This window comes from Bradyrhizobium sp. URHD0069, assembly GCF_000701345.1.
GTDB lineage: Bacteria > Pseudomonadota > Alphaproteobacteria > Rhizobiales > Xanthobacteraceae > Bradyrhizobium.
In genome coordinates, this window is record NZ_JNIJ01000015.1 from 158231 (window position 1) to 166807 (window position 8577).

9 protein-coding genes and 1 pseudogene are annotated in these 8577 nt (G+C 60.7%); 7 read left to right on the forward strand and 3 right to left on the reverse strand.

Going from position 1 to position 8577, the window contains the following annotated elements; all coding sequences use genetic code 11:
• The first annotated feature begins 239 nt into the window (after nucleotides 1-239).
• From N554_RS0110410 to serA, 7 genes are all read left to right on the forward strand, one after another.
• Nucleotides 240-1067 (forward strand): outer membrane protein, encoded by an 828-nt coding sequence (locus N554_RS0110410; RefSeq protein ID WP_029583410.1) that lies wholly within the window; start codon nucleotides 240-242, stop codon nucleotides 1065-1067.
• A 147-nt stretch (nucleotides 1068-1214) separates the two neighbouring features.
• Nucleotides 1215-2093 (forward strand): outer membrane protein, encoded by an 879-nt coding sequence (locus N554_RS0110415; RefSeq protein ID WP_029583411.1) that lies wholly within the window; start codon nucleotides 1215-1217, stop codon nucleotides 2091-2093.
• A 78-nt stretch (nucleotides 2094-2171) separates the two neighbouring features.
• Nucleotides 2172-2762 (forward strand): glutathione S-transferase family protein, encoded by a 591-nt coding sequence (locus tag N554_RS0110420; protein ID WP_029583412.1) that lies wholly within the window; start codon nucleotides 2172-2174, stop codon nucleotides 2760-2762.
• Nucleotides 2763-2779: 17 nt separating this feature from the next.
• On the forward strand, nucleotides 2780-3250 hold the full coding sequence (locus tag N554_RS0110425; RefSeq protein WP_029583413.1) for a GNAT family N-acetyltransferase: 471 nt from the start codon (nucleotides 2780-2782) through the stop codon (nucleotides 3248-3250).
• A gap of 167 nt (nucleotides 3251-3417) precedes the next feature.
• Nucleotides 3418-3624 carry a hypothetical protein gene (locus tag N554_RS35650; protein WP_036052848.1) on the forward strand — a complete coding sequence of 69 codons (207 nt, stop codon included), beginning with the start codon at nucleotides 3418-3420 and terminating at the stop codon, nucleotides 3622-3624.
• Nucleotides 3625-3703: 79 nt separating this feature from the next.
• Nucleotides 3704-4876, forward strand: coding sequence for a phosphoserine transaminase (locus N554_RS0110435; protein WP_029583414.1), 1173 nt, complete (start codon nucleotides 3704-3706; stop codon nucleotides 4874-4876).
• A 120-nt stretch (nucleotides 4877-4996) separates the two neighbouring features.
• Nucleotides 4997-6586: a phosphoglycerate dehydrogenase gene (serA, locus tag N554_RS0110440; protein WP_029583415.1), complete on the forward strand. Its 1590-nt coding sequence runs from the start codon at nucleotides 4997-4999 to the stop codon at nucleotides 6584-6586.
• 73 nt (nucleotides 6587-6659) lie between these two features.
• Here the strand turns inward: serA and N554_RS0110445 are convergent, their stop codons facing one another.
• The 3 genes and pseudogenes from N554_RS0110445 to N554_RS39795 all read right to left on the reverse strand — a co-directional run.
• The gene (locus N554_RS0110445) at nucleotides 6660-7094 is read right to left on the reverse strand and encodes a DUF302 domain-containing protein (RefSeq protein ID WP_036052850.1); all 435 of its coding nucleotides are present in this window, start codon (nucleotides 7092-7094) and stop codon (nucleotides 6660-6662) included.
• 102 nt (nucleotides 7095-7196) lie between these two features.
• Complete coding sequence (locus N554_RS0110450) at nucleotides 7197-8024, reverse strand: oxidoreductase (RefSeq protein WP_029583417.1); 828 nt, start codon at nucleotides 8022-8024, stop codon at nucleotides 7197-7199.
• Between the two features lie 145 nt (nucleotides 8025-8169).
• A pseudogene (locus N554_RS39795) lies at nucleotides 8170-8334 on the reverse strand (DUF6130 family protein); the annotation flags it as partial.
• Between the last annotated feature and the right edge of the window lie 243 nt (nucleotides 8335-8577).

The following is an 8577-nucleotide window of genomic DNA, read 5'->3' on the forward strand; positions in this document are numbered from 1 at the left end:
GAAAAATCGTTGGAGCGCGATCAGCAAAGGTGTGTCCGGTTTTGCGTCCGATCGCGCTCCAAAATATTGAAACTGCGCGATGATCCTATCGCCAAGCCGCTCACGCTCTGGCGCAACAGATTATCAACCTTAAAAATTAGGGTTAAGCGGCGCTTAAGTATTTGGTGCCATCGTTCGCCCGTCAATTTCAAGGTGTGAGGCCTCCGTTGTCTGCCTCACCGGACAAAAGGACGAAGCCAATGCGTTGCGTTAAGTCTTTCGTTGCCGCCGGAGCGGCATCCCTGCTGTCGTCGATGGCGTTTGCCGCAGACATGGCCATCATGCCGCCGCCCATGTATGCGCCGCCTCCGGTCGAGGATTTCGGTGGATGGTATCTGCGCGGCGATATCGGTTTCAGCAATCAGCGCGTCAAGCGGCTGGATAACGCGCGGGACGTTACCACCACCTCCTCGGTTCAGAACCTGGGCTTCAACACCGCCGGCATCTTCGGCCTCGGCGTCGGTTACAAGTTCAACAACTGGTTCCGCGCCGATGTCACCGGTGAGTATCGCGGCAATTCGCAATTCTTCGGAACGGACGCCATCACGTTTCCGGGTGGCTTCGGCACGAACACCTATCACGCCACCAAGTCTGAGTGGGTGGTTCTCGCCAACGCCTATGTCGATCTCGGTACCTGGTGGTGCATCACGCCGTTCATCGGCGCGGGCGTCGGCGGGGCGCGGGTTTCCATCGCCAACTTTACCGACCAGGGCATCACGAACAATGGCGGCGGCGCACTGCCGGGTCTCGCTTTCGGCGATAACGTATCGAAGTGGAATCTCGCCTGGGCGCTGCACGCAGGTGTTGCCTACAAGGTCACACCGAACTTCACCGTCGAACTCGCATATCGTTACCTCGATATGGGCAACGGCCTGACCGGCGACCTCCGGACCTTCGACGGTACTAATGCCATGGTCAACCCGACGACGTTCAAGAACATCACCTCGCATGACCTCAAGCTCGGCGTGCGATGGGATCTTGAAAACCCGCCGGTTTACGCGCCGCCGCCGTTGATCCGCAAGGGCTGATCGAGCTTCTTATCTGTTAACGTTTGCTAACGGCGCGGGATCTTCCCGCGCCGTTTTGTTTTGCGCCGTGAGCCCTGGGACAACGATTGGTTAAGGTTAACGAGCGATGATCAGCTTCAGGTCAGAGTGTTCGATGGGAGCGTTGCGATGCGTAGGTTTCTGCTGGCGGCGGTGATGTTCGGGGCGACGTCCGGCACGCAAGCGGCCGACATGCCTGATTTTCTTCGCGGAAGTTTTCCGGGAGGGCCGAGCACGGCGACCCGGAATTGGGACGGCTGGTACGTCGGCGGTCAGGTCGGCTACACATCGGCGGAAACCGATTTCGGCCGCTCGATTGTTGGCCTGACGAATCATCTCTTCCGGAACAGCGTGCTTCAGCAGCCGACGGCGGAATGGTCGGTGCTGAACAAGACCCACACCCAAAACACCAATTTCGGCGCGTTCGTCGGCCGCAATTATCAGTGGGACGATCTCGTCTTCAGCGTTGAAGCCAATTACAATTACATGAACCGACTTGCCAGTGCTTCATCAGGCTCGCTCGCGCTCGCCATCGTAAATCCCCCCGGCTCCGCTCCTCCGCCCAACCACACCTACACCTACAACACCAGTCTCGAAGGCGGCGCCGCGGTGGTGGTCAAAGATGTGCTGACACTCCGCGGTCGCGCGGGTTGGGCCGCCGGCGACTTCCTGCCCTACGTTTTCGGCGGCGTGGCCGTCGGCCGGATGCAAGTTTCGCGCTCGGTGTCGAGCAACGTCGTATTGCGGGACGATGAAGTCGCGATTGTGGGTGGCGTCCCGGTCACTCTGCCTCCGGTTTTCAGCGCGATTCCATCGCTTTCGACGACCATAGGCGAAGAGCGGACCAATAGCTTCGTGGCCGGCTGGACCGGCGGTCTTGGGGTGGAATACCTCCTGTATGGTAACCTGTTCATGCGGGGCGAGTGGGAATACATCAAGTTCCTGAAGGTGAAGGATACCGTCGTGACGCTGAACAGCGTGCGCGCCGGCATTGGCTACAAGTTCTGACCTTGAGCGCTGCCGCGCCTTGACAGGAAATGATGCGGCTGGTCCGATGCCGCTCCTTTCCGGGAGGGCCGCGCATTGATGAAAATCTACGGCGATACCAATTCGGGCAATTGCCTGAAAGTGAAATGGGTCTGCGACAGGCTGGCGCTGCCCTACACCTGGATCGGCGTCGATACGCTCAAGCGCGAGACCCGCACGACGCAGTTTCTCAAGCTCAACAGTGCAGGCCAGGTGCCGGCGGTCGAATTCGACGACGGTCGCACGCTGGCGCAATCCAACGCCGTCATCCGATACCTCGCCCGCGGCAGCGATCTCATTCCAGCCGATGCGTTTGCGGCCGCAAAGATGGATGAGTGGCTGTTCTGGGAACAGTATAGTCACGAGCCCTATATCGCGGTGTGCCGCTTTCAGATGGTTTATCTCGGCAAGCCGGCATCCGATCTCGATCCCGACAAGATCAAGCGCGGCTATGCCGCGCTGGCGCGCATGGAGCATCAGCTTGCGGCGACGCGATTCCTGGTCGGCGAGGCCGTCTCGCTCGCCGACGTCTCGCTGCTGGCCTATACGAGGGTGGCGCATGAGGGGGGCTTTCACCTCGACGGCTATGCCGCCGTGCGGCGCTGGATCGGCGAGACCGAAAAGTCGCTTGGCCTGGCACCAGCGCGCTGAGACCCACGGGAAAGATCATGGCCGCAATTTCTTCGACTACCATCCGGCGCGCCCGCCGCGACGACGTCGGATTCATCGTGGCGATGCTGGCGGACGATCCGCTCGGCAGCGCGCGCGAACGGCTCGAAGACCCGCTGCCGCCGTCTTATTTCCGCGCGTTCGAAGCGCTTGACCGCGACCCGCATATCCGGCTCGCGGTTGCAGAGGATGGTGACGGTGCCGTCGTCGGCTGTCTGCAGCTCTGTATCCTGCCGGGGCTAAGCTCGCAGGGCGCCTCGCGCGGCCTGATCGAGGACGTTCGTGTCGCCAGCCATTGCCGCAGCCGCGGCATCGGAGAACAGATGGTGCGATGGGCGGTTGCGGAGGCACGCACGAAAGGTTGCAAGCTGGTCGAGCTGTTCACGCACAATAGCCGTGTCGATGCGCAGCGATTCTACGCGCGGCTCGGATTTCAGCCGAGCCACGTCGGGATGACATTACGATTTTGATACAGCCAACACCGATCTGGCAGCGCCTTGCGCCGATTGCGAAAGGCGTTTCGCGATTCGATGCAGTTAACGCGCGATAAACTAACCAGCGTTCCGTAATTTTTTCGGCGGAACGATGCGTGGCATCAGGACGTATCCCGTCGGGCGCGGGCCGCTTGGGGATCTCAATGAAGAATTATTCGATTGTCAGGATCGGTAATGAGTACGTCGTGCAGGCGGACGAAAAGAGCGTCCTGAGAATTACCAGCAGACGAAGATCCGCCAGACTCGTCACCGTCGCGGCGGAACTGCTGGATTCGCAAGCCGGCCCGCCATTGTCGGCGCAAGCGGACATCCAGCCTTCAATCGCCCGTGATCCTTCCAAAGTTCCTTGACCATTCCAGGTGTTTCCCTTATGCACCGCGGCGGGACACCTCCCCCCAACGGGAGGCTTGCTATCTGGAAGGATAGATTATGACTGCAGCGAAGCCCGCTTTGCGGCCGAATGTGCCGCATTTTTCTTCCGGCCCCTGTGCCAAGCGCCCCGGCTGGAACACCCAAAATCTCAAAGACGCCGCCCTTGGCCGTTCGCATCGTGCGAAAATCGGCAAAGCCAAGCTCAAGCTGGCGATCGAATTGACGCGCGAAGTGCTTGAGGTGCCTGCCGGTTACAGGATCGGCATCGTGCCGGCGTCGGATACCGGCGCGGTCGAAATGGCGCTATGGTCGCTGCTCGGCGCGCGGCCAGTGACCACGATCGCCTGGGAATCCTTCGGCGAAGGCTGGGTCACCGATATCGTCAAGGAACTCAAGCTCAAGGATGTGACCAAGCTGCACGCCGGCTATGGCGAAATCCCCGATCTGGGCAAGGCCGATCCCGCTTCCGACATCGTCTTCACCTGGAACGGTACCACCTCGGGCGTGCGCGTTCCCAATGCCGACTGGATCAGCGCGAAGCGCGAAGGCCTCACCATCTGCGACGCCACCTCGGCGGCGTTCGCCCAGCAGCTCGACTGGCCCAAGCTCGATGTGGTGACGTTCTCCTGGCAAAAGGCGCTGGGCGGCGAGGCCGCACATGGCATGCTGGTGCTCTCACCGCGCGCGGTGGCGCGGCTCGAGAGCTACAAGCCGGCATGGCCGCTGCCGAAAATCTTCCGCATGACCAAGGGCGGCAAACTCAACGAAGGTATCTTCGAGGGTGAAACCATCAACACGCCGTCGATGTTGTGCGTCGAGGATTATCTCGACGCGCTGAACTGGGCGAAATCGGTTGGCGGGCTCAAGGCCCTGATCGCGCGCGCCGACGCCAACACCAAGGTGCTCGCCGACTGGCGGGCGAAAACGCCTTGGATCGATTTTTTGGCAAAGGATCCGGCGATCCGTTCCAATACCTCGGTCTGCATGAAGGTGGTCGATCCCGCGATCACCGCGCTGACCGCGGACGCGCAAGCGGATTTTGCCAAGAAGCTGGTTGCCTTGGTCGAGAAAGAAGGCGCCGGTTATGATTTCGCGCACTATCGCGATGCGCCTGCGGGCCTTCGGATCTGGTGCGGCGCCACCGTGGAAGCCAGCGACGTCGCGCTGCTGACGCAGTGGATCGACTGGGCCTTCGCCGAAATCAAGGCTTCGCTCGCGACGGCGGCGTAAGTTCGTTCATCTCCTCGTCATGGCCGGGCTTGACCCGGCCATCCATCGAAAGAGATGGACCCCCGGGTCAAGCCCGGGGGTGACGACATCAAATGCATCGTCCATCAACGGATCATCCCAATGACCAAACCCAAAGTTCTCATTTCTGACGCCTTGTCGCCCGCCGCCGTGCAGATCTTCAAAGACCGCGGCATCGAAGTCGATTTCCAGCCCAATCTCGGCAAGGACAAGGAAAAGCTCGCCGAAATCATCGGCGATTACGACGGTCTCGCGATCCGCTCTGCCACCAAGGCCACCGCGAAAATCCTGGACAAGGCAAAGCGGCTGAAAGTGATCGGCCGCGCCGGGATCGGCGTCGACAATGTCGAGATATCGGCCGCCACCGCCAAGGGCATCATCGTGATGAATACGCCGTTCGGCAATTCGATCACCACAGCCGAACATGCGATCACCCTAATGCTGGCGCTGGCCCGCGAAATTCCGCAGGCCGATGCCTCCACCCAGGCCGGCAAGTGGGAGAAGAACCGCTTCATGGGCGTGGAGATCACCGCGAAGACGCTGGGCGTGATCGGCTGCGGCAACATCGGTTCGATCGTCGCCGATCGCGCGCTCGGCCTGCGGATGAAAGTGATCGCGTTCGATCCCTTCCTGTCGCCGGAGCGCGCCAAGGATATCGGCGTCGAAAAGGTCGATCTCGACGATCTGCTCAAGCGCGCCGATTTCATCACGCTGCATACGCCGCTGACCGAGAAGACCCGCAACATCATCAACGCGGCTGCGCTGGCCAGGATGAAGAAAGGCGTGCGCATCGTCAATTGCGCGCGCGGCGGCCTGGTCGACGAGCGGGCGCTGGTCGATGCGCTGAACTCCGGGCATGTCGCGGGCGCGGCGTTCGACGTGTTCGTCGAGGAGCCGGCTACGTCAAACGTGCTGTTCGGCCATCCCAACGTGATCTGCACGCCGCATCTTGGCGCTGCCACCACCGAGGCGCAGGAGAATGTCGCGCTGCAGGTTGCCGAGCAGATGTCGGATTATCTCCTGAGCGGCGCGATCTCCAACGCGGTCAACTTCCCCTCGATCACCGCGGAAGAGGCGCCGAAGCTGAAACCGTTCATCGCGCTTGCCGAAAAGCTCGGCTCGTTCGCCGGCCAGCTCACCGAGAGCGGCATTCTGAAGGTGCAGATTACCTATGAGGGTCATGTCGCCGAAATGAAGATCAAGGCGCTGACCTCGGCGGTGCTGTCGGGGCTGCTGCGGCCGATGCTGGGCGACGTCAACGTGGTCTCGGCGCCGGTCGTCGCCAAGGAGCGGGGCATGGTGGTCGACGAGATCGCGCGCGCGGCGCAGAGCGACTACGAAAGCCTGATCACGGTCGCCGTCACCACCGAGCGGCAGGAGCGCTCGGTGTCCGGTACGGTCTATGCCGACGGCAAGCCGCGGCTCGTCGACATCAAGGGCATTCGCGTCGACGCCGAGTTCGGCAAGTCGATGATCTACGTTACCAACGAGGACAAGCCGGGCTTCATCGGCCACTTCGCGGGCCTGCTTGGCGATGCCAAAATCAACATCGCGACCTTCCATCTCGGCCGCAACGAGCCGGGCGGCGACGCCATCGCGCTGGTCGAGGTCGACGGTGCGGTGCCGGCGGACGTGCTGGCGAAGGTGCAGGCACTGCCGCAGGTGAAGCAGGTCAAGGCGCTGGTGTTTTAAGGCGCTGCCGTTTTAATTCCCTCTCCCCTTGTGGGAGAGGGCGGTGAATTGCGCGAAGCGGGATTTGTTGGGCCTATTGGGCGCTTAGGTCGCTGGCCTCGGCAAGGAATTGCCCAAGCATTTTTGTCGCGTCGTCAGATAAGCTGAGACCATGACGCGGATAAATTTGCTTGGCAGCGTACTCGCTTGAATTGTAAGTCAACCAAACCTTATCCTGGTCGTCCTGCCAAACCAGCGCCTTCATCGGAAGATCGATCGCGAGTGTCGCGCTCTTCGTCATCGGCGTCGTTCCGCCCTGCGGATTACCAAAAATGATCACCGTTCGCGGCCGCATTTCCTGTCCAGCGTTCTTTGCCGCAGCCCCGTGATCGAGCCGACTGAAGATGACCCATCCGCTTGAAGCTTTCGATTTGATGGCTGCTTCGAACCGTTCGATCGTCTCCTCAACAGTGTACTTGCTCTGCTTGGTGATTAAACCGCTGTTCGCGACTGCTTTGGGAGAGGGCATCGCTCGGGGAACTCCTGAAACAATTGTCTTTTTACGACGCCGATGATCCCGGCTGGGGCGCTAGTGTAGGAGCTGCGCTTAGCTTCCACTTGTCTCGGACGATTAAGAAACGTCGGTGGAGAGCGAAACGCTTTTCCAGGCATCGAGATCGGCCTGCAGCGCCTTCATCTTCTCATCGACCAGCCGCACTGCATCGCTGCCGAGCAGCAAATGCGCCGGCGGGTTGTCGGAGGTCACGAGCTTGAGCATGGCCTGCGCGGCTTTTTTGGGGTCGCCCACCTGCCTGCCGCTGCCCTCCATGCGGCGCTTGCGTAACGGCTCGAATATTTCATCATAGTCGGGGATTGAGCGCGGCGCGCGCACCAACGAACGACCGGCCCAATCGGTCCGGAATCCGCCGGGCTCGATCGCGGTGACATGGATTCCGAGTTTCTCGACTTCCTTGCCTAGGCTTTCGGAAATACCCTCCAGCGCAAATTTACTGCCGTGATAGAAACTGACACCCGGAAACGTGATGATGCCTCCCTCCGACGTAATGTTGAGGATGCGCCCTGCGCGGCGCTTTCGCATGTAGGGCAGAACCGCCTGGATCATCGCTACCGCACCAAACACATTCACCTCGAACTGACGGCGCAGATCCTCCATGGACGACTCTTCCAAAATGCCTTCGTGCCCGTAACCGGCATTGTTCACCAGCACATCGATGGCGCCAATGTTGTTCTCGATATCGGCAACAGTCGGCGCGATTTTTGCCGTATCCATCACATCGAGCATCTTCGCATGGGCGTTTTTGTCCAGCTTTTCGAATTCGGCCTTGTCAGATTCCTTGCGCACGGTCCCAACGACGGTGTGACCATCGGCAATCGCTGCTTCTCCAAGCGCCCTCCCGAAACCGGAAGAGACGCCGGTAATGAGAAATGTCTTTGTCATGGGAAGCCCTCCGAAGTCCTGCCGCCGTTCGTTTCCACAGCAGCAGAGAGGAGCAAGCGATCCTCTCATATTTGATAACCTTGCGCGGTGTTCGTCTTTCAAAACGCATCACGGATTGTCGATTCGAACGTTCCACGCCCGCCCGTCAATGCGCGCCCGGTGGTGGCGGGATCTCAAAGCTGAAGGTCTTGCTGTCGATCACGCGGTGGGTGGGGTCGGCCAGTTCGACCAGCACCTTGTGCGGGCCGGGTTTCAGGCCGACCACGATCAAGGTTTCGCCGTTGTCGACGAAGTGCCGCGGCGCGTCGTCGGTCACGGTCTATCGATAAGGCGAAACCCTTGTATCTGCGGTACGCCGCGTGATGGAACTCATGGGCGCTCGCGCGACGTTCGGCGATTGTCGTACCAGCAAAACATAAGGACGCGGCGTGCCGAGTTCGAATGCCGCCTATCGAGCCTGGAAGAGAGCCGTCCAACTCCCCGCTAAAAGCCGAACTCGCTGAGGCCGGGGTGGTCGTCCGGGCGACGGCCGAGCGGCCAGAAGAACTTTCGA